Source organism: Streptomyces sp. BHT-5-2 (genome assembly GCF_019774615.1).
Lineage (GTDB): Bacteria > Actinomycetota > Actinomycetes > Streptomycetales > Streptomycetaceae > Streptomyces.
Genome location: NZ_CP081496.1, coordinates 1,948,249 through 1,966,952 on the forward strand (window position 1 = coordinate 1,948,249; position 18,704 = coordinate 1,966,952).

At 73.1% G+C, this 18,704-nt stretch carries 16 protein-coding genes; 8 read left to right on the plus strand and 8 right to left on the minus strand.

Annotated features, from left to right (window positions below; all coding sequences use genetic code 11):
• From K2224_RS08660 to K2224_RS08670, 3 genes are all read right to left on the minus strand, one after another.
• Complete coding sequence (locus tag K2224_RS08660) at positions 1-720, minus strand: hypothetical protein (RefSeq protein ID WP_221909507.1); 720 nt, start codon at positions 718-720, stop codon at positions 1-3.
• A gap of 209 nt (positions 721-929) precedes the next feature.
• Positions 930-1,481: a SigE family RNA polymerase sigma factor gene (locus K2224_RS08665; protein WP_221909508.1), complete on the minus strand. Its 552-nt coding sequence runs from the start codon at positions 1,479-1,481 to the stop codon at positions 930-932.
• Positions 1,482-2,117: 636 nt separating this feature from the next.
• The gene (locus K2224_RS08670) at positions 2,118-3,077 is read right to left on the minus strand and encodes an A/G-specific adenine glycosylase (protein WP_260692403.1); all 960 of its coding nucleotides are present in this window, start codon (positions 3,075-3,077) and stop codon (positions 2,118-2,120) included.
• A 296-nt stretch (positions 3,078-3,373) separates the two neighbouring features.
• Between K2224_RS08670 and K2224_RS08675 the strand changes: the two genes are divergently transcribed.
• From K2224_RS08675 to K2224_RS08685, 3 genes are all read left to right on the plus strand, one after another.
• Positions 3,374-3,832, plus strand: a complete 459-nt coding sequence (locus tag K2224_RS08675; RefSeq protein WP_260692404.1) for a pyridoxamine 5'-phosphate oxidase family protein — start codon at positions 3,374-3,376, stop codon at positions 3,830-3,832.
• A 259-nt stretch (positions 3,833-4,091) separates the two neighbouring features.
• Positions 4,092-4,937, plus strand: coding sequence for a hypothetical protein (locus tag K2224_RS08680; RefSeq protein WP_221906017.1), 846 nt, complete (start codon positions 4,092-4,094; stop codon positions 4,935-4,937).
• Positions 4,938-5,215: 278 nt separating this feature from the next.
• Complete coding sequence (locus tag K2224_RS08685) at positions 5,216-6,199, plus strand: NAD-dependent epimerase/dehydratase family protein (protein ID WP_221906018.1); 984 nt, start codon at positions 5,216-5,218, stop codon at positions 6,197-6,199.
• Between the two features lie 240 nt (positions 6,200-6,439).
• Here K2224_RS08685 and disA read toward each other — a convergent pair whose 3' ends face one another.
• Both disA and radA read right to left on the minus strand, forming a co-directional pair.
• On the minus strand, positions 6,440-7,561 hold the full coding sequence (gene disA, locus K2224_RS08690; protein WP_026247638.1) for a DNA integrity scanning diadenylate cyclase DisA: 1,122 nt from the start codon (positions 7,559-7,561) through the stop codon (positions 6,440-6,442).
• Between the two features lie 154 nt (positions 7,562-7,715).
• Entirely contained in the window at positions 7,716-9,128 is a 1,413-nt protein-coding gene (radA, locus tag K2224_RS08695) for a DNA repair protein RadA (RefSeq protein WP_221906019.1), read from the minus strand.
• Between the two features lie 230 nt (positions 9,129-9,358).
• Between radA and K2224_RS08700 the strand changes: the two genes are divergently transcribed.
• On the plus strand, positions 9,359-11,215 hold the full coding sequence (locus tag K2224_RS08700) for a BACON domain-containing protein (RefSeq protein WP_221906020.1): 1,857 nt from the start codon (positions 9,359-9,361) through the stop codon (positions 11,213-11,215).
• A gap of 13 nt (positions 11,216-11,228) precedes the next feature.
• Here K2224_RS08700 and K2224_RS08705 read toward each other — a convergent pair whose 3' ends face one another.
• The gene (locus tag K2224_RS08705; protein WP_221906021.1) at positions 11,229-12,119 is read right to left on the minus strand and encodes a hypothetical protein; all 891 of its coding nucleotides are present in this window, start codon (positions 12,117-12,119) and stop codon (positions 11,229-11,231) included.
• A gap of 57 nt (positions 12,120-12,176) precedes the next feature.
• Here K2224_RS08705 and K2224_RS08710 point away from each other — a divergent pair, with 57 nt between their 5' ends.
• The 4 genes from K2224_RS08710 to K2224_RS08725 all read left to right on the plus strand — a co-directional run bounded on the left by K2224_RS08710 (position 12,177) and on the right by K2224_RS08725 (position 17,509).
• Positions 12,177-13,103, plus strand: coding sequence for a Ppx/GppA phosphatase family protein (locus K2224_RS08710; protein WP_221906022.1), 927 nt, complete (start codon positions 12,177-12,179; stop codon positions 13,101-13,103).
• Positions 13,104-13,589: 486 nt separating this feature from the next.
• The gene (locus tag K2224_RS08715) at positions 13,590-14,414 is read left to right on the plus strand and encodes a sugar phosphate isomerase/epimerase (protein ID WP_260692405.1); all 825 of its coding nucleotides are present in this window, start codon (positions 13,590-13,592) and stop codon (positions 14,412-14,414) included.
• Between the two features lie 163 nt (positions 14,415-14,577).
• Positions 14,578-16,428, plus strand: coding sequence for a dihydroxy-acid dehydratase (gene ilvD, locus K2224_RS08720; RefSeq protein ID WP_221906023.1), 1,851 nt, complete (start codon positions 14,578-14,580; stop codon positions 16,426-16,428).
• A gap of 172 nt (positions 16,429-16,600) precedes the next feature.
• Complete coding sequence (locus K2224_RS08725) at positions 16,601-17,509, plus strand: S1 family peptidase (RefSeq protein WP_221906024.1); 909 nt, start codon at positions 16,601-16,603, stop codon at positions 17,507-17,509.
• Here K2224_RS08725 and K2224_RS08730 read toward each other — a convergent pair.
• Complete coding sequence (locus K2224_RS08730; protein ID WP_221906025.1) at positions 17,473-17,781, minus strand: DUF397 domain-containing protein; 309 nt, start codon at positions 17,779-17,781, stop codon at positions 17,473-17,475. The genes K2224_RS08725 and K2224_RS08730 overlap by 37 nt on opposite strands.
• Complete coding sequence (locus tag K2224_RS08735; protein WP_221906026.1) at positions 17,763-18,605, minus strand: helix-turn-helix transcriptional regulator; 843 nt, start codon at positions 18,603-18,605, stop codon at positions 17,763-17,765. Before K2224_RS08735 ends, K2224_RS08730 begins: the two co-directional genes overlap by 19 nt.
• Positions 18,606-18,704 lie beyond the last annotated feature (99 nt).

Below are 18,704 nucleotides of genomic sequence, written 5' to 3' on the forward strand. Positions count from 1 at the left end.
TCAGCCCTCCGCTGCCGGGGTTCCGTCGGCGGTCTCGGTGGTCGGGTCGGCGTTGGTGCCGGTGGTCGGGTCGGTGGTCGTGTCGGGGTCGGCGCCGGTGGTGGCGTCGTCGCCCGTGCCGCCGACGGCGGTCTTGCTGTAGTCGGTGTGGTACCGGTCGTACTCGGTGAAGTGGTCGTTCGCCCAGTGGTACGTCATGACATCTTCCCCCGAGGGGCAGCACACCTTGTCGCCCGCCGCGTAGGTCTGCTTGGAGACCTCCAGCTCGCCCTTGCTCACTCCGGCGTAGACCGACGGCTGCTCGTTCGCGTACACGTTGTCATACCCGTTCCGGGCGCCGGGCCGCTCGCGGTAGACGTACGCGCCCAGTCCGACGGAATCCGCGCAGGTCATGACGTTGACTATGACGTCGGGGGCCTTGCTGCCGGTCAGCGAGGCGTAGGTCACCTCGATCGGGTACTCGTCGGCCGCGCACGGCTTGGCGACGGCCCGTTTCACGTCCGCGCCCACCTTCGGGTCGGCGGCGAGCAGCTTGACCGCGTTGACCTTCTTGTAGTGCGTGCCGGGCGTGGGCGCCGGTGAGGACGTCACCGCGCCCCGGGGCGCCGGGGTGTGGCTCGCGGAGCCTTCCTTGCGTATGCCCTCGCCACCGGGATTGCAGCCGGCAAGCAAAAGGCCGACGGCGGCCACACCCGCTGTGGCCGCGCCGCCCTTGGTCAGTCCGCTTCTGGCCAGGCCCCTGGTCAGCCTGTATCTGGACAATCCGCTCCCGCTCACCGTGCCGTTCGCACAGTCGCCGTACCCGCTGCCGCCGCGGGCCCGGGCGCCGCTCCTGAGGAGAATTGTCGCGCGCCGAGCCGTGAGCCGGGCTGTGGGCTTGGTTACGTCGCCGGTCGTGCCGGCGGAAGTGCTTCCCGTCGCGCCGCCGGTCAGGCCGCGCACCGCTCCCGCTCCTGCTGCCCGCGCTCCAGGATGCGGGCGTCTATGTCGCGGTTCTCCAGCTCCTGGCGGAGACGGGCGAGGGCCCGGTGCAGGGTGCTCTTGACGGTGCCGGTGGACATGCCGAGCGCGGCCGCGGTCTCCTCGGTGCTCATCTGCTCCCAGTGCCGCAGCACGACGACGCTGCGCTGCTTGGGGGCGAGCACGCCGAGGATGTCCATCAGCAGGGCCCGGTCGGCGCGCTGCTCGGTGCCGTCGTCGACGCTGGCGTCCGGGAGCTGCTCGGTGGGCACCTCCTCCAGCTTGCGGGCGCGCCACCACTCGGTACGGGTGTTGATCATGACGCGGCGGAGGTAGGCGTCGGCCAGCGACTTGTCCGCGATGCCGTCCCAGCGGCCGTAGGTGCGGACGAGGGCCGTCTGGAGCAGGTCCTGGGCGTCGACCGGGTCCGGCACCAGGCGCCGGGCGCTGCGCAGCAGGGCATCCTGCCGGGTCCGCACGTACTCTTCAAAGTCCAGTACCTTGCCGCCGCTGGTCGCCATCCCGACGCCTCCGATCCGCTTTCGTTTCCCCGCGTTGTCCGTGCCGGCAGTCGTCTCCAGCACGAGAAAGACGCTACGGAGGGGGTGTTGCGACGTAATGTGCGTCGGCCCCTCAACGAGTGCACGGAAAACCGTCGGTTGTGTAACAGCCCGCCGGGCGTCATACCTCGGGCTGACGGGGGCCGGAGCGGCGTCATACTCGCGGCGGATGAGCGGCCCCGACGAGAGGGACGAAGGTCCCCCGGGAACCGCGTGGGGTTCCCATGGCCGCCGGAGCGGCGTGGAACGCGCCGTATGGGGGCGCTTTCCGGCCATCCTTGCGGCGGCCGGTTTGGGGCGGCGGGCCGTGCCCGACGGTTGCCCGGTGTGCTTCCCGGTGTGCTTCCTGTGCGTTCCCGGGGCGTCCGGTGGGCCTCCGATGTGCCTCTGGCGGGCCTCCGGTGGGCCGAAGCCGACGGGCGCGGCCCCCGGGGAGGGAGTCGCGCCCGTGAAGACGTACGGAACGGCGAGGTCGTTACATGACGGGACCGTGACATAGATGACGGTCGAGGGGCGCCGGGCGGTGCGGCCGGTGCGTCCGTCCCGGTGCGGCCGAGGGCTCCCGGTGCCGCCGCGTGATGGTGCCGCGGTGGCGGGTCAGGAGTGCGGCAGGCGGTAGCGGCCGCCGCCCAGCGGCTCCACCAGGCCGTCCGACACCAGCCCGTCGAGCGCGCGGGCCCGCTGCACCGGCTCGTCCCACACCGCGTCCAGCGCACCCTGCGGGACCGGCGTGACCGCGTCCCGCAGGACGGCCAGCAGCTTGCCGCGCACCTGGCGGTCGGTCCCCGCGTACGCCTGGGTGCGACGCGGCGGACCGTCGTGGGCCGGCGCCCCGGCCAGCCGCCAGGCGCACTGCGCGGCGATCGGGCAGCGGTGGCACTCCGGGGCGCGCGCGGTGCAGAGCAGGGCGCCCAGCTCCATCGTGGCCGCCGCCCAGCGGGCCGCGAGGCCCTCGTCCTCGGGGAGCAGGGCGCGGGCGAGCTTGCGCTCGGCGGCGGTGGTGGCGTTCGGAGGGTACTGGCGGCCGGTGACGGCGCGGGCGAAGACCCGGCGGACGTTGGTGTCCAGCACCGCGTGCCGCTGCCCGTAGGCGAAGGAGGCGACGGCCGCCGCGGTGTACTCGCCGACGCCGGGCAGCGCCAGCAGCTGGGCGTGTTCACGGGGGACGTCGCCGCCGTGGCGCTCCTGTATGGCGGAGGCCGCGGCGTGCAGGCGCAGCGCGCGCCGCGGATAGCCGAGCCGGCCCCAGGCACGCACCGCCTCGCCCGGCGGCTCCGCGGCGAGGTCGGCGGGCCGCGGCCAGCGGGCCAGCCACTGCTCGTACACCGGCAGCACACGGCTCACCGGGGTCTGCTGGAGCATGAACTCGCTCACCATCACACCCCAGGCGCCCGCCTCTGGGCGGCGCCAGGGCAGGTCGCGAGCGTGCTCGGCGAACCAGTCGGTGACCGGGCCGTGCAGCCCGGTCCCGTCCGTGGCCTCCGCGGCCGATGCGGCGGCGGAGGCGTTCTCGGCGACGGCGGTCATGGCACTGGGAATGGCAGGCGTGGAAGTCATGGCACTGCCGATCCTGGCACGCCCGCGCGCCCCCGGGAAACGCACCCGCCCCGCCCCGCCGCGCGCCCACCCACACGCAGGAAGGCCGGCCGGCGGCGGGCGGGGGCTACCGGCGGTCGCACCCGCCGGAGCCCCGGGCCGGTGCGCGCGGGGCGGTGGGGGCGTACGAGGATGCAGGCATGGAGGAGACGAGCGGTTCACAGAGTGCCGGGGGCCGGGCGGATGCGGGCGGTGACGTGGTCCGGGGAGTGGCCGGGGGAGCGGCCCGGGACGTTGCCGGGGAGAGGAGTGGGGCGGTGGCCTGCCCCGCCGCCATCCGGCGGGCGCTGGACGGGCACACCACGGTGACGCTGGCCTACGTGGACGAGGACGGGCCGCAGGCGTGCGCGGTGCTCTACGCCGCCGCGACGGCCGCCGAAGGGGCGCCGGTGCTGTACTTCGTCACCGCGGCGAGCACCCGGCACGGCCAGGCCCTGGGGAAGCCGGGCGCGCGGGTGGCGTTCACGGTGCAGCGGGACGGCCAGGAGTGGAGCGGGCTGACCGGGATTCAGGGGCGCGGCGGCTGCCGTCCGTTGAGCGGGGACGCGCGGGCCGCCGGGTGGCGCTTCTACACCGCGCGCTTCCCGTTCGTCGAGGCCGACGAACGGCTGCGCGCGGCCCTGGAACGCACCGCGCTGTGGGAACTGCGCCCGGACTGGCTGCGGCTGATCGACAACGCGCAGGGGTTCGGGCACAAGGAGGAGTGGCGGGGGTAGGGCGGCACGGGGGATACGCGGCAGCGGACGCGGCGAGCGTTGGCTGATGGCGAGTCAGGCCGTTGGGCGTCGAGTCGGGGTCCGGCGGCAGTGGAGCCGGAGGCGCCGGAGCGCGTTGGCCGGTTTTCGGTGTCAGGGACGGGAACGCCGGTGCGGGCAACTGTGGACGGGCCGTCGCCGGGCCGATGATGTGAAAAGTTGCAGCCCGATGCGGCGGGTACTGGCCGGTGCCGGTGCGGATCTCTCGTAGAGTTTTCGCGTGGGATCACTGCGCAATCCGATCGGGCCGCTTCCCTCCTCCATCTACTGGCGGCGGAGGGCCGTTGCGCTGGCCGTCCTCGTCCTCCTGATCGCCCTGGTGGTGTGGGTGCTCGCCATGGGCGGGGACGACGAGCAGACGGCCGACGCGGGCAGGGGCGCGCACGGATCAGGGCCCGCCGCCTCCATCACGCCGGGGCCCGCGCCCACCGGCCCGGTCAACGACCAAAAGCCCGGCGGGCGCGACCAGTCGGGAGCGGGCGGCGCGTCGGGGTCGGACGGAGGTTCGGGCTCCGGGTCGGCGGGCGGTGAGGGATCGGACAGCGGGAGCGGTGGTGGCAGCGGGGGCACCGGCGGCGGTTCCGGAACGGGCGGTGCCGGTTCCGGTGGCGCGGTGATCGGTCTGCCCGCGGGCGGCGATGTCGTCGCGGCGGGCCCGTCGCTCCCCAACTGCGGCCCCGAAACGGTGAAGTTGACGCTCAAGAGCGTCAAGGACAGCTACGCCCCCGACGACAAGCCGAAGTTCCGGGTCACGGTGGCGAACTCCGGCGCCGCGGCCTGCAAGGTGAACCTCGGGCGCAGGGCGGCGGTGCTCACCATCACCGACACCGCGGGCGACGACCCGGTGTGGGCTTCCGACGACTGCTCGACCGGTGCTGCCCCGGCGCTGCTCCAGGTGCCCGCCAAGGGCGCGGTGACCCGCACCGTCGAGTGGGACCGCCGGGCCAGCGGGCCCCAGTGCGCGACGCCGAGCACGGCGGCGGTGCCGGCCGGCGAGTACCTGATCCAGGCGAAGGTGCCGGGACTGGCGCCGGTCCACACGACGTTCGAACTGACCAAGGACTGAGGCCGGGGCGGGGACGGGGACGGAGTGTCCCCGGGGCGGGGGCGCCGAGGGCGCTCGTGGGGGCCTAAGGGGGGTTCGAACGAATCCCGTAAGGGTCGCGAGCGCCCCCTGCGGGGCCTCAACGCGGCGGCGGGGGGCGGGTATTCCCGCGCGGGCGCGGGGCGCAGGGCGCGTCCCGGATGACCGGAAGAGGTGCCTCCGGAAGTTCCGCCCGTGGGGGATTCGCTCAGAGCGTGCCCCGGTAGTGGCGGGCGGGCCGCTCGGGCACAGTCCCCGGCATGAGGCTACTGATGCTGGGCGGAACGGAGTTCGTGGGGCGGGCGCTGGTCGAGGCGGCGCTGGCCCGGGGCTGGGACGTCACGGTCTTCCACCGGGGGCGGCACGCGCCGCCCGAAGGGGCCGCGGTGCGCCACGGCGACCGGTTGGCGGAGGGCGGGTTGGCCGCCCTTGAGGACGGCGAGTGGGACGCCGTCGTGGACACCTGGAGCGCCGCGCCGACGGCGGTCCGGGACACCGCCCGGCTGCTGGCCGGCCGGGTCGGGGCCTACGCGTACATCTCCAGTGGGTCGGTGTACGCGTACCCGCCCGGGCAGCGGATCAGCGAGACGGCGCCGCTGGTGGCGGGCTCGCCGGACGCCACCGACGCCGACGACTACGCACAGGCCAAACGGGGCGGCGAGCTCGCCGCGGTCGAGGCGTTCGGGGACCGCGCGCTGCTGGTCCGCGCGGGGCTGGTCCTCGGCCCGTACGAGAACATCGGGCGGCTGCCGTGGTGGCTGAACCGGATCGCCCGCGGCGGCCCGGTCCTCGCGCCGGGACCGCGCGAACTGCCGCTGCAGTACATCGACGTGTGCGACCTCGCGGAGTGGACCCTGGACGCCGTACGGGACGGGCGCTCCGGCCCGTACAACCTGGTCAGCGAGCCGGGGCACGCCACGATGGGCGAGCTGCTGGAGAGCTGTGCGCGGGTGACCGGCTCGTCGGCCGAACTGCGGTGGACGGCGCCGGAGGACGTGCTCGCGGCGGGCATCGAGCCGTGGACGGAACTGCCGGTCTGGCTGCCGCCGGGCGAGCTGCACGACGTGATGCACGGCGGAGACGTCGCCAAGGCGGTGGCGGCCGGGCTGCGTTGCCGGCCGGTCGGCGAGACGGTGGCGGACACATGGGCGTGGCTGCGCGGTATCGGCGGGACCGCGCCGCAGCGGCCGGACCGGCCGGCACCGGGCCTGCCGGCGGACAAGGAGGCGGCGGTGCTGGGGTAGACGGGGAGAGGCGGGGCGCCGGGGTCCGGGGCGGTGGGCGGGGCCCTAAGGGGGATGCGAACGGATCCCGTAGGGGCCGCGAGCGCCCCCTGCGGGGTCCCAACGCACCGGCGGGGGCAGGGTATTCCCGCAGGGTGGCTATTCCCGCAGGGCGGCTGCTCCCGCAGGCGGGTGTCCCCGCACGACGGGCACAAGCACCGCCCCGTGGGGCACGTGTACTGCGCGCCTGCTGCGCGCCTCCTAGACGTACCGTTCCAGGATCGAGGACTCCGCCAGGCGGGAGAGGCCCTCGCGGACGGAACGGGCGCGGGTCTCGCCGACGCCCTCGACGGCCTGGAGGTCGTCGACGCTGGCGGCGAGGAGCTTCTGGAGGCCGCCGAAGTGGTCGACCAGGCGGTCGATGACCGCGCCGGGGAGACGGGGGACCTTGGCCAGCAGCCGGAAGCCGCGCGGCGAGACCGCCGAGTCCAGCGTCTCAGGAGAGCCGCTGTAGCCCAATGCGCGGGCCACGATGGGGAGTTCGAGGAGTTCGGCGTGGCTGAGGGCGTCCAGCTCGGCCAGTGCCTCGGCGACCGTGCGGGAGCGCTTGGCGGTGGGCTCGGGGACGTAGTCGCGGGCGACCAGTTCGCGCTCCGGCTCCACCCCGGCGATCAGCTCCTCCAGCTGGAGGGCCAGCAGCCGGCCGTCGGTGCCCAGTTCGACGACGTACTCGGCGATCTCGGTGGCGATCCGGCGGACCATCTCCAGGCGCTGGGCGACCGCGGAGACGTCGCGGACGGTGACCAGGTCCTCGATCTCCAGGGCGGAGAGGGTGCCGGCGACCTCGTCGAGCCGGAGCTTGTAGCGCTCCAGGGTGGCCAGCGCCTGGTTGGCGCGGGAGAGGATCGCCGCGGACTCCTCCAGGACGCGGCGCTCGCCGTCCACGTAGAGCGCGATCAGGCGCATGGACTGGCTGACCGAGACCACCGGGAAGTTGGTCTGGATGGAGACCCGCTGGGCCGTGCGGTGGCGGGTGCCGGTCTCCTCGGTGGGGATGGAGGCGTCCGGCACCAGCTGGACCCCGGCCCGGAGGATCTTGGTGATGTCCTTGTCCAGCACCAGCGCCCCGTCGAGCTTGCACAGCTCGCGCAGCCGGGTCGCGGTGAACTCGACGTCGAGGACGAAGCCGCCGGTGCACATCGACTCGACGGTCTTGTCGAAGCCGAGGACGATCAGGCCGCCCGTATTGCCGCGGAGAATGCGCTCCAGGCCGTCCCGCAGGGCCGTACCGGGCGCGACGGCGCTCAGCGAGGCGCGCATCAGGCTCTCGGTGCCGGTCCCTGCGGACCTGCCGGGAGACGACGCCCGGTCGTTCGCTGCCACTGCACTCCTCCGTCGCATGGTCTGTCGGTCCGGGCCGCCCGGCCGGTGCCGCGGTGCGTACCACTCGGAGCGTACGTGGCCGGCGGCGGGACGGCGGTGCGGGGCTGCGCCCTAGGGCCCGACCCGTCGGACAGGCCCTAGACCGGGGCAAAGTCTACCGGCGCGCTTCCTCCTCCCGCGGGGCCTCCCGGCGGACCCGCTTGGGCAGCACGGACAGTGCCTGGCCGACGTCGCCGACCTCCAGGACCCGCATTCCGTCGGGGATCTTGCCGGGGTCGGTGGGAACCAGGGCGTGTGTGAAGCCGAGCCGGGCCGCCTCCGCCAGGCGGCGCTGCACGCCGGTGACCCGCCGGACCTCGCCGGCCAGCCCGACCTCGCCGATCGCGACGAGGTTCTTGGGCAGCGGGGTGTCGCTGGCCGCGCTGGCCAGGGCGAGGGCGACCGCGAGGTCCGCGGCCGGCTCGCTGAGCTTCACCCCGCCGACCGTGGCGCTGTAGATGTCGCGCTTGCCGAGGGCGCTGATCCGGCCGCGCTGCTCCAGGACGGCGAGCATCATCGAGACCCGGGAGGTCTCCAGGCCGGAGGTGGTGCGCCGGGGGGAGGGGATCTGGGAGTCGACGGTCAGCGCCTGGACCTCGGCGACCAGCGGGCGGCGGCCCTCAAGGGTGACCGTCAGGCAGGTGCCGGGCACCGGCTCGTCGCGGCGGGTCAGGAAGAGGCCGGAGGGGTCGGCGAGGCCGGTGATGCCCTCGTCGTGCAGCTCGAAGCAGCCGACCTCGTCGGTGGTGCCGTAGCGGTTCTTCACGCCGCGGACGAGGCGGAGCCGGGCGTGCCGGTCGCCCTCGAAGTGCAGGACGACGTCGACCAGGTGCTCCAGGAGGCGGGGGCCGGCGATCGCACCGTCCTTGGTGACGTGGCCGACCAGGAGCGTGGACATGCCGCGCTCCTTGGAGGCCCGGATCAGGGCGCCGGCGACCTCGCGGACCTGGGCCATGCCGCCCGGGGCGCCGTCGATCTCCGGGGAGGCGACGGTCTGCACGGAGTCCATGATCAGCAGCGAGGGCTTGACGCTGTCCAGATGGCCGAGGACGGCGGAGAGGTCGGTCTCGGCCGCCAGATAGAGATCCTCGTCGAGGGCGCCGATGCGGTCGGCGCGCAGCCGGACCTGGCTCGCGGACTCCTCGCCCGTCACATAGAGCGTGCGGTGCTCGGCGGAGGCCGCCTTGGCGGCGACGTCCAACAGGAGGGTGGACTTGCCGACGCCGGGCTCGCCGGCCAGCAGCACCACCGCGCCGGGGACCAGCCCGCCGCCCAGGACGCGGTCCAGCTCGGGCACGCCGGTCGGGCGGGCGGTGGCCTGCCGGCCGTCGACCTGGCCGATGGGCAGGGCGGCGGTGGTGACCCGGCCGGGCGCGGTGGTGCGCACCGCGGGGGTGCCGCCGAACTCCTCGACCGTGCCCCACGCCTGGCACTCCGGGCAGCGGCCGAGCCACTTGGCGGTGGTCCAGCCGCACTCGGTGCAGCGGTACGAGGGGCGCTCCTTGGCCGACGATTTGCGAGTTGCCATGACGCCACCGTAGCGGCGGGGTATGACAGCGGACGTTCCCGAGGGCTGCTGTCGGGCGGAGTGGACGCCGCGGCGGGAGATTGCGCCGTCCGGGTGGCGTGCGCCGTGCGCGTGCGACCGGCATTTAGCAGATGTGTGTCCCCTTTTGAGGGAGATGGTCACCCGTACGGGTTAAAAGTGGGCCCGCTACACAGGAGCGGCTGCATCATCCGCCTACCGTCGCCGGGGTGATGAGCAGCAGGCCCGAGCACCCTACGCACACCACCGGCGCACACCGGTCGCGCACCCCCGCGTCGCGCCGGCACCGGACGCAGACCGACGGGCGGCCCGCCCGCCCCGAGCACCAGGACCGCTACGAGCCCCATCTGGACGGGTTGTTCACCTACTGCCTGTCCGTGCTGTGCGAGCACGACGCGGCCGCCGTGGTCCTCGGCGAGACCCTCGCGCTCGCCGAGCGCCAGCACGGCCGCCGCCCCGGCGACCCGGCGCTCTTCCGCCCCTGGCTCTACGCCCTGGCCCGCTGGGCGTGCCTACGGCGGCTCACCGAGCAGGCCGCCCCGGACGCCGTCGGCCCGCCCGATCCGGACCGGACACCGGCGCGCCGGCGCGAACTGGCCGCGCTGGCCTGGCCGGAGGCCGCCGGCACCACCCCCGAGCAGCGCGAGGTGCTGGAGCTGTCGGTGCGGCACCGGCTGGCGCCGGAGGAGATCGCCGCGGTGACGGGCGCCGACCCGGGCGCCACCCGGACGCTGCTGGGCGCCGCGTCCTGCGAGGTGGAGCGGACCCGGGCGGCGCTGGCGGTGGTCGAGTTCGGGCGATGTCCGGACGTGGCCCGGCTGGCCGGGGACAGCCAGATGCTGCTGGGCGCGGCGCTCCGCCGGGAGCTGGTGCGCCATGTCGACGACTGCGCGGAGTGCCGCCGGACCGCCGAGCGGGCCACCGCCGCCGGGCCGTGGCCGGGCACCGCGCCCGCCGCCCAGGGCGCGCTGCCGCTGGTCACCGCGGACCGTTCGGCGGTGTGCGCGGCGCTGACGGCGGCGTCGGAGTCCCGGTCGGGGCGGGCCGAGGGCGTACCGGGGGCCGCGCCCGCGAAGGGCGGCCGGAGCGGTGGAGCAAACGGTTCTCCACGCTACGACCGCAGGGGGTTCCCGGTCGCTCCCACGGACCGCTCCGCCCGCCGCCGCCGGCGCCGCAACCGGATGCTGACCAGCACCGTCGTGGCGACGGTGCTGGCGGCGCCGGTGCTCGCGCTGTGGGCGGCGTACCGCAGCGCCCCGGAGACGGGCGAGGCGGACGTCCTGTCGGCGGTGGCGGCCAACGAGGTCGCGGGGCCGGGGGACGGCAAGCCGGGCCACCGCCCGTACGAGAACGCGGGCAACGCCCGGCCGTCGGTGCCGCGGCGCCCCGGACTGCCGTTCGGCGACGGGCTGTCGGACGTCTCCGTCGCGGTGCTGGGCGGCGGCCCGACGCCGCCCGGCGGCCAGGAGGAGAAGGGGCCGGGCCGGCTGACGGTCGACGCGCAGCCGGCCGAGGGCAACACCGTGATCACCATCCGCGCCTCCGGCGGCACCCCGGTGCGCTGGCAGGCGTCGACCGCCGCGCCCTGGATCCAACTGAGCCGCACCGCCGGGCAGTTGGAGCCCGGACAGATCACCAAGGTCACGGTCTATGTGGACCACGACCGGGAGCCGGACGGGAACTGGCGGTCCGCGATCGCCATCGAGCCCGGCGGCACCGTCATCAACCTCAAGGGACACGGGGCGACCGAGCCCGCGCAGGGGCAGGGGCGGCCCGCGTCCGGCAGTCCGCACCCGACGCGTCCGCGACCGCAGCCGTCGCACCCGTCGCCGCGGCCGAGGCCCGGGCCGACGCGGCCCGCGCCGACGCCGTCCCCGACGCGTCCGACCCACCCGGCACCGTCTCCGTCGGCTCCGTCGCCCACGCGTCCCGGGCCGACCGGGAGTCCGGCGCCGACGTCCGCGCCGACCACGGGGGCGAGCCCGCGGTCGGAGCCGCCGGGGCAGCCGAACGCGTCCGACCCGCCGAACCCGCCGAAGCCGTCGCAGACTGCGCGGCCGCCGCGCTGAGGGGTGGGGCGGGCTACTGCGCGTCGGCCCGCCGCGGCCCTGGGTCGGCCGGGTGGGGGGCCAGCGGGAGTTCGGACGCCAGCCGCTGCTCGCACAGTTCGGCGAGCTTGGCGTAGCCGGCCTTGCCCATCAGCTCCGTCAGCTCCGGCTTGTACGTGACGTAGACCGGCTCGCCGGCGCCGTGCGCGGACGTCGCCGAGGTGCACCACCAGTGCAGGTCGTGGCCGCCGGGGCCCCAGCCGCGGCGGTCGTACTCGCCGATGGTGACCTGGAGGATCTGGGTGTCGTCCGGCCGGTCGATCCAGTCGTAGGTGCGCCGCACCGGCAGCTGCCAGCAGACGTCCGGCTTGGTCTCCAGCGGCTCGCGGCCCTCGCGCAGCGCGAGGATGTGCAGCGAGCAGCCGGCGCCGGCCTTGAAGCCGGGGCGGTTCTGGAAGATGCAGGAGCCCTGCCAGCGGCGGGTCTGCCGCTCGCCGTCCTCGTCCTCCTCGACCCACCCGGTGTCGGTGCCGACGTCGTGGAACTGCCACAGGTCGGGCGTGAGCCGCGCCACGTGCCGGGCGACCCGCTCCTCGTCCTCCTCGTCGGAGAAGTGCGCGCCGAGCGTGCAGCAGCCGTCGTCCGCCCGGCCGGCCTGGATGCCCTGGCAGCCGCTGCCGAAGATGCAGGTCCAGCGGGACGTCAGCCACGTCAGGTCGCAGCGGAAGAGCTGCTCGTCGTCGCCCGGGTCGGGGAAGGTGACCCAGGCGCGGGCGAAGTCGAGACCGACCTCGTCGGCCGTGGCCCCGTCGCCGGACTGCGCGGCCGACTCCGCGGCGGAATCCGCGGCCGCGGCGGCCTTGGCGCGCCGCTTTTCTTCCTTCTTCAGGGCCTTTTCGTGCTTCGCCTGTTTCGTCTTTGCCACGGGTCCAGCGTACGGCCGGCACCAATTGTCTCCCGCCGCGGCAGTAGGTTTCCCCGTATGAGACTCGGTGTCCTCGATGTGGGTTCGAACACGGTCCACCTCCTGGTGGTGGACGCACACCCCGGCGCGCGCCCGCTGCCCGCCTACTCGCACAAGGCGGAACTGCGCCTGGCCGAACTCCTCGACGAGTCCGGCGCGATAAGCGAGGCCGGCGTCCACCGCCTGGTGGCCACCGTCCTGGAGGCGATGCAGGTCGCCGAGGACAAGGGCGTCGAGGACGTGCTCCCGTTCGCCACCTCCGCGATCCGCGAGGCCACCAACGGCGAGGAGGTGCTGCGCCACCTCACCGAGGAGACCGGCGTCACCCTCCAGGTCCTCTCCGGCGAGGACGAGGCGCGGCTGACCTTCCTGGCCGCCCGCCGCTGGCTCGGCTGGTCGGCCGGCCGGCTGCTGGTCCTGGACATCGGCGGCGGCTCGCTGGAGATCGCCTACGGGCTGGACGAGGACCCGGACGTGGCGGTCTCGCTGCCGTACGGCGCGGGCCGGCTGACCGGTACGGACCTGCGGGAGGACCCGCCGGGCGCGGAGGACGTCCGGGCGCTGCGGCGCCGGGTGCGGGCCGGGATCGCCCGGGTGGTCAGCGACTTCTCCCGGCACGGCACGCCCGACCAGGTCGTCGGGACGTCCAAGACGTTCAAGCAGCTGGCCCGGATCGCGGGGGCGGCGCGGTCCGCGGAGGGGCTGTACGTCCAGCGTGACCTGTCGCGCAAGAAGCTGGAGGAGTGGGTGCCGCGGCTGGCCCAGATGAGCGCCGGGGAGCGGGCCGGGCTGCCCGGGGTGTCCGAGGGGCGGTCGCGGCAGCTGCTGGCGGGGGCGCTGGTGGCCGAGGCGGCGATGGATCTGTTCGGGGTGGAGAGCCTGGGGATCTGTCCTTGGGCGTTGCGGGAGGGGGTTATTTTGCGGCGGTTGGATCACCTGCCGTAGGGGTGGCTTCCCACGTTGTGGTTGCGGTGGGTTGGCGATTCCGCCGGGCCCGGTGGGTGGGGGGTGCTCGCCGTGGCGGCGGGGGGTGTGTTGGTGGCCGTTCCACGTTGTCGGCTGCGTGTGCCGTATCGGCTGGGGTGGCCGCGCCTGGTGGGGGTCGCGGCTTTCCCGCCGTCTCGGTGCCGGGCGGGCGGCTGACGTGGGGCGTCCCCTGAGGTGGACCGCCGGGTGCGGTCCGGTGCGGGTGTGCGTGCCTGGTTCAGGGCGGGTGCGGCCCGGTGGGTTTGGGCGGCGGCTTCGGGTGTTGTGGCCGGTGGGGATGTGTGGGTCTTCCTTGTGGATGCGGCGGAGATCACATGGGGGGCGAGGGCCGGGGCGTCACAGGTGTCGCAGGGGTTGTCGGGGGTCACAGGGGTTGCGTCGGGGAGCCGTGGCGGTGCTCACGTCCTGGCCCTGTGCCGGATTTCGGCCCGTACGCTGTCCCTCGTGACAGAGCCAGTGGTGCGCATCCCTGACGCGAAGGTCGCGCTGTCCACGGCTTCGGTCTATCCGGAGTCGACGGCGACGGCCTTCGAGATCGCCGCGCGCCTGGGCTACGACGGCGTCGAGATCATGGTGTGGACCGACCCGGTCAGCCAGGACATAGAGGCGTTGCGCCGGCTCTCGGACTACCACGGTGTGCCGGTGCTGGCCGTGCACGCACCGTGTCTGCTGATCACCCAGCGGGTCTGGTCGACCGACCCGTGGGTCAAGCTCCAGCGCGCCCGCTCCGCGGCGGAGAAGCTCGGCGCCTCCACGGTCGTGGTGCACCCGCCCTTCCGGTGGCAGCGCAGTTACGCCCGGGAGTTCGTCCGCGGCATCTGGCGGATGGAGGGCGAGACGGACGTCCGGTTCGCGGTGGAGAACATGTACCCCTGGCGCTACCGCGACCGCGAGATGCTCGCCTACGCGCCCGACTGGGACCCCACCAACGACGACTACCGGCACTTCACCGTCGACCTCTCGCACACCGCCACCGCCCGCCATGACGCGATGGAGATGGTCCAGCGGATGGGCGACCGCCTGGCGCACGTCCACCTCGCCGACGGCAACGGTTCGGCCAAGGACGAGCACCTGGTGCCGGGACGCGGCAGCCAGCCCTGCGGTGAGCTGCTGGAACGGCTCGCCGCCACCGGCTTCGAGGGGCATGTGGTCGTCGAGGTCAACACCCGCCGGGCGATGTCCGCCGCCGAACGCGAGGCCGACCTGGCGGAAGCGCTGGCCTTCACCCGTCTCCATCTGGCGTCTCCGAACTGGGTCCCCGGCAAGTAGCCGCCCCGCGACGCACCGCCGCGGGCGCGGGGCCGTCCGCACTGCGGTCGGGCATCTCACATACCGGAGACGGTGTCCGGATCCTGGATCAAGAGCGTAATCTCGGGATCAGCTGCCGTATGGCGATGCTGCCGTACGTACGTAACCCGAGGGAGTGACCATCGTGCCCGAGCTGAGGTCCCGCACCGTTACCCATGGCCGCAACATGGCGGGCGCCCGCGCCCTTATGCGGGCCTCGGGCGTAGCGAGCGAGGACATCGGCAAGCCGATCGTCGCGGTCGCCAACTCCTTCACCGAGTTCGTGCCCGGCCACACCCACCTCGCCCCGGTCGGCCGGATCGTCTCCGACGCCGTCCGGGCCGCGGGTGCCGTGCCGCGTGAGTTCAACACCATCGCCGTCGACGACGGCATCGCGATGGGCCACGGCGGCATGCTGTACTCCCTGCCCTCCCGCGACCTGATCGCGGACTCGGTCGAGTACATGGTCGAGGCGCACTGCGCCGACGCGCTGATCTGCATCTCCAACTGCGACAAGATCACCCCCGGCATGCTGATGGCCGCGATGCGCCTGAACATCCCGGTCGTGTTCGTCTCCGGCGGTCCGATGGAGGCCGGCCAGGCCACGCTGGTGGACGGCACCGTCCGCAAGCTGGACCTGATCAACGCCATCGTCGACTCGGTCAACGACAGCGTCTCCGACGAGGACGTGCTGCGTATCGAGGAGAACGCCTGCCCGACCTGCGGCTCCTGTTCCGGCATGTTCACCGCCAACTCCATGAACTGCCTGACCGAGGCCATCGGCCTCTCCCTGCCCGGCAACGGCTCGGTGCTCGCCACCCACACCGCCCGCCGCGCCCTCTACGAGAACGCCGGCCGCACGGTCGTTGCGATCACCAAGCGCTACTACGAGGACGGCGACGAGTCCGTCCTGCCGCGCAACATCGCCACCCGCGCCGCCTTCGAGAACGCCATGGCCCTGGACATCGCCATGGGCGGCTCCACCAACACGATCCTGCACCTGCTGGCCGCCGCCCAGGAGGGCGGTCTGGACTACGACCTCAAGGACATCGACGCGGTCTCCCGCCGCGTCCCGTGCCTGGCCAAGGTCGCCCCCAACGTCGCCCCCGGCGGCACGTACTACATGGAGGACGTGCACCGCGCCGGCGGCATCCCCGCCATCCTCGGCGAGCTCTACCGCGGCGGCATGCTCAACGAGGACGTGCACTCCGTCCACTCCGCCACCCTCGCCGAGTGGCTCAAGACCTGGGACGTGCGCGGGGGTTCGCCGTCCGCCGAGGCGGTCGAGCTGTGGCACGCGGCGCCCGGCTGCAAGCGCTCGGCGACCGCGTTCTCGCAGTCCGAGCGCTGGGAGACCCTGGACGTGGACGCCGCGGGCGGCTGCATCCGCTCCGTCGAGCACGCCTACTCCCAGGACGGCGGCCTGGCCGTCCTCAAGGGCAACATCGCCGTCGACGGGTGCGTGGTGAAGACCGCCGGCGTCGACGAGTCCATCTGGACCTTCGAGGGTCCGGCCGTGGTCTGCGAGTCGCAGGAAGAGGCCGTCGAGAAGATCCTGAACAAGCAGGTCAAGGAGGGCGACGTCGTCGTCATCCGCTACGAGGGCCCCAAGGGCGGCCCCGGCATGCAGGAGATGCTCTACCCGACGTCGTTCCTCAAGGGCCGCGGCCTGGGCAAGGCGTGCGCCCTGGTCACCGACGGCCGGTTCTCCGGCGGCACCTCCGGCCTCTCCATCGGCCACGCCTCCCCCGAGGCGGCCTCCGGCGGCACCATCGCCCTCGTCGAGGACGGCGACCGCATCCGCATCGACATCCCCAGCCGCTCCATCGAACTCCTCGTGGGTGAGGAGGAGTTGGCCGCCCGCCGGGAGGCGCTCGGCGGCGTCTACGCCCCGAAGAACCGCGACCGCAAGGTCTCGGCCGCCCTGCGCGCGTACGCGGCCATGGCCACCAGCGCCGACAAGGGCGCGGTCCGGGACGTGAGCAAGCTGGGCTGAGCCCCGGGCCGCACCTCGTGTCGTAAGGGCCCCGTCCGCCGTGAGACTTCCGGCGGCCGGGGTCCTTCGCTACGTCGATTACTCGGTTACTCGATGACGTCGATTACATCGGTCTTTCATGGCGGTCGTTCAGGATGGCGTCGAGCCATCGCCAGCACGGAAGGAACGACACGTGATCGGTAAGACCAGGAAGATTCGTACGGTGCCGGGGCTCGTCGCGGCCCTGGCGCTCGCCGGCTCCCTCGGCACCGCCGCGGCCACCGCGCACGCCGACGCACCCTCGGCCCGCCACGCCGCGCAGACCGCGCAGACCGAGTCGAAGCGCGTCTACAACGGCATGCAGATCTCGTTCCCCCCGAACTCCACCGACCTCTTCTGCACCATCGGGGCCGTGGGGACCGACGACCACCAGCGCAAGATAGCCATCTCGGCGGGCCACTGCATCCGCGACAAGTCCGGGAAGTACGCGGACCACGAGATCCCGGACGACATCATCCCCGTCATCGACCGCAACGACCCGAAGTACGGCCCGATCGGCCATGTCCGCTACTTCAAGGACCCGGAGGGCTCGCAGACGGGCCACGCCACCAAGGACTACATGGTCATCGAGCTGCTGCCGCAGGTGACGCTCTCCTCGCAGGGGCCGCACCTGAAGCAGACCGGCGTGCTGAAGTACCCCAAGGGGCCGGTCAGTCCGAACGCCCTGAATCCCGCGCGTGACGACGAGCGCCTGCTGACGACGGGCAACAACGAGATCATCACGTCCGGGCAGACGGGCACGTGGTACGGCACCGTCATGAACAACGACAACGGCATCTACCGGGCGCCGGCCGTGAACAAGGCGGGCGACTCGGGCGGCCCGGTCATCTGGCACGTGCCGGGCACCGATCTCCCGTCCCAGGCCAACAAGTTCCAGGCGGCCGGTCCCTGGGCGGGCATCACCAAGGCGATCACCCTCCAGTTGCCGCCCTTCAACTACACCAGCTCGGCGAACATCCTGGCCGACCTGCGCGCCCGCGAGACCGCCGACCCCAAGCACGACATCTACGGCGCGGGCTTCGAGGTGACCCCCAACCCCTGACGCCCCTTGATGCCGGCGACGAAGGCCCCCCAGGCCGCCGCCTCGAAGACGAGCGCGGGTCCCTGGGGGTCCTTGCTGTCCCGAACGGGGACGAGGGCGGGGACGTTGTCGGCGACCTCGATGCAGGCCCCACCGTCTGGGTTGCTGTAGCTGGACTTGCGCCAGGTGGCGTTGGCCAGGAGGTCGTCGGAGACCTCAAGGCACTCTCCTCCGTCCTGGTTGCTGTACGAGCTCTTGCGCCAGGTGACAGCGCTCAGGTCGATGCGTCGCACGGCACTTCCTCCAACGTCTGGATGATGAACTTCCGCGAGTCGGCCGGGCTCAACGCCAGGTCACGCACCGCATCGTACGCGTGTTGCAGACGCTCAACCGAAGCCGATTCCTCGACAAGTTCGCCGGAATATCCGGTCTCCACCCATGCCACGGTGCTGCCGTTCGCGCCTCGCAGGAACATGGTGTTGGTGTTGGTCAGGGCGTGGAGTCCAGCGTCATGTAGCAGCACGTGAACGACAACGTTCTTGCACTCGCCCATGATCACCAGGTGTTCGAGTTGCTTCCGCCACTCGTTGGCATCCCCCAGCGGGGTACGCAGCACGGCCTCGGACAGGATGGTGCGGAACGGTGGTGCATCGCCGCCCATCAGTACCTCGCGCCGTCCTATACGCGCCTCAACTTGCCGCGTCAGCTCATCCCCGTCCAGGCCGCCCGCCGCAAGCAGTTCATGTGCGTATTCTTCTGTCTGGAGCAAACCGGGGAGGCTGGCGACGGCGTAATGCCAGAGGCTCACCGCTTCCTGCTCCAGCGTCATGTAACGCCGGTACCGCTCCTTGAACTGCGAAGGGTTGGCGGCCGCCAACTCCCAAAGGGCTAGCAGCAGTCCAGGCGTCCCGTAGTAATGATCAAGGGCCTCGGCGACCTCTGGGCTGCCCAAGGTCTGGCCCTTCTCCATCTTGCCGAACAGGGACCAGTCCCAGCCGAGCGCCTCCCCGAGCTGCCGCAGGCTGTCGCCCTTCTGCTGGCGCAGTCTGCGCAGTTCCTCCGTGAACCGCTGGCGTGGTTCCTGGCTCCGTCCGCTGATCGCTCGTCGCGGTGGCATGGTTTCTGCCCTCCGTGGAAGGTGTGGCACGGTCCGGCTCGGGGCGACGCAACGCAGTCCGCAAACGGCGTCCGCGCGCCTTTCCTTCGCCATTCTCGT

Coding starts and splice junctions, on each gene's coding strand:
- K2224_RS08665 (WP_221909508.1), bottom strand. CDS start 1,481: ATGGCGACCAGCGGCGGCAAGGTACTGGACTTTGAAGAGTACGTGCGG.
- K2224_RS08670 (WP_260692403.1), bottom strand. CDS start 3,077: ATGACTTCCACGCCTGCCATTCCCAGTGCCATGACCGCCGTCGCCGAG.
- K2224_RS08685 (WP_221906018.1), top strand. CDS start 5,216: ATGAGGCTACTGATGCTGGGCGGAACGGAGTTCGTGGGGCGGGCGCTG.
- radA (WP_221906019.1), bottom strand. CDS start 9,128: ATGGCAACTCGCAAATCGTCGGCCAAGGAGCGCCCCTCGTACCGCTGC.
- K2224_RS08700 (WP_221906020.1), top strand. CDS start 9,359: ATGAGCAGCAGGCCCGAGCACCCTACGCACACCACCGGCGCACACCGG.
- K2224_RS08710 (WP_221906022.1), top strand. CDS start 12,177: ATGAGACTCGGTGTCCTCGATGTGGGTTCGAACACGGTCCACCTCCTG.
- K2224_RS08735 (WP_221906026.1), bottom strand. CDS start 18,605: ATGCCACCGCGACGAGCGATCAGCGGACGGAGCCAGGAACCACGCCAG.